The 1,458-nt window shown below is 74.5% G+C and carries 2 protein-coding genes; both read right to left on the reverse strand.

Going from position 1 to position 1,458, the window contains the following annotated elements:
- Nucleotides 1-884 (reverse strand): hypothetical protein (locus ABZ885_RS41085; RefSeq protein ID WP_360200309.1); only part of this gene is annotated, 884 nt, incomplete at its 3' end.
- 190 nt (nucleotides 885-1,074) lie between these two features.
- Nucleotides 1,075-1,458 (reverse strand): FAD-linked oxidase C-terminal domain-containing protein (locus tag ABZ885_RS41090; protein WP_360200311.1); only part of this gene is annotated, 384 nt, incomplete at its 5' end.

The following is a 1,458-nucleotide window of genomic DNA, read 5'->3' on the forward strand; positions in this document are numbered from 1 at the left end:
TGGCCCGGGTGATCGCCCGCCGGCTCGGCATGACCGGCGCGCTCGGCACCGTCGCCGAGGCCCGGGACCGGCGAGCTGGTGCGCGCAGGTAGGGCGGCGACGAAGGAGTCCTGGGCGGCCTCGGGGGCGAGGTCCAGCGAGAGGTAGGGGTTGAGGTCCTCCAGCTCGACGAGGAGGAGCTCGCCCTCGGGGGTGCGGCAGGCGTCGACCCGCTGGATGCCGTGCTCGATGGCGTTCCACGCGATGAAGCGGCGGGCGAACTCCAGGTCGGCGGAGGTGGGCTCGTAGGGTTCGAGGCGCCAGCGCTGATCGGGGTCGGGGGCGTGGAGGGCGTACTGGAAGGCGTCGTCGACGAAGTAGAACGAGACCTCGTAGGCGAAGTGGATCAACGGCTGGACGAGGACGTCGTCGAAGGTGACGGCGGCGAGCTCCTCGCGGGGGATGATCCGCAGGCCTATCGAGTCGGCGCCCAGCTTCGGCTTGACGACGTACTCGGGGACGACCGGCAGGCGCGCGAGGTCCTCGGCCCGGTCGACGGTGGGGATGACCGGGTACCCGGCGGCCGTGAGGTCGGGCAGGTACTGCTTGCCGGCCATGTCGCCGCGCCCGGTCAGCTGGTTGTAGACCCGGGTGCCGCGTTCGAGCGCGCGGCGGCGGAAGGCCTCGTACTCGGCGGGGTAGTGCAGCACCGGGCCGCTGTTGCGGACGAGGACCACGTCGAAGGCGTCCATCAGCGCCGCGGCGTCGAGGGGGTGGCACAGGGCGACGTCGAACTCCTCGCGCAGGCGGGTGGAGAGCCGGATGTCCTCGTCGCAGTACCGGCGGCCCCGGGCCGGGTAGGCCAGGTCGGTGACGAGCAGGACGCGGGGCTTGGCGGTGGGCATGTCTCTCCAGAAGAGGTCCGGGGACGACGGGTGACGGCCTGCTCCGGCGGGGTCGGGCCGGGGGCTGCCCGGGGTCCCGGGCGCGGTTCGAGGAGTCGCGGCCACCCTAGCAAGTCGGCCGGGCCGGGTGTTCGGAGCCCGGAGGATTCCCGCCGCTGCCCGCGGGTGGCCGCGGGTGGCCGCCGCCCGGTCAGTCCAGCAGGACGCCCGGGTTGAGGATGCCGTGGGGGTCGAGGGCGTCCTTGGCGGCGCGCAGGGCCAGGGCGAAGGGCTCGGGGCGCTGCCGGTCGTAGCCGGGGCGGTGGTCGCGCCCGACGGCGTGGTGGTGGGTGATGGTGGCCCGGTGGCGGTGCAGGACGTCGGCCGCGACGGCCTTGATGTCGTCCCAGACCGCGAGCTCGTCGCCGGGGCGGCCGGCGGCGGTCACCGTGAAGTAGGGCGCGGCGCCGTCGGGGTAGACGTGGGTGAGGCGGCAGTTGACGGTGGCCGGGTGCCCGGTCGCCTTCAGCGCGGCCGCGCCGACCTCGGTGCGGACGGCGTCGATCAGGGCGGGGATCCGGTCCCAGGTGGCGGC

This window comes from Kitasatospora sp. NPDC047058 (assembly GCF_040643935.1).
Classification (GTDB): domain Bacteria; phylum Actinomycetota; class Actinomycetes; order Streptomycetales; family Streptomycetaceae; genus Kitasatospora.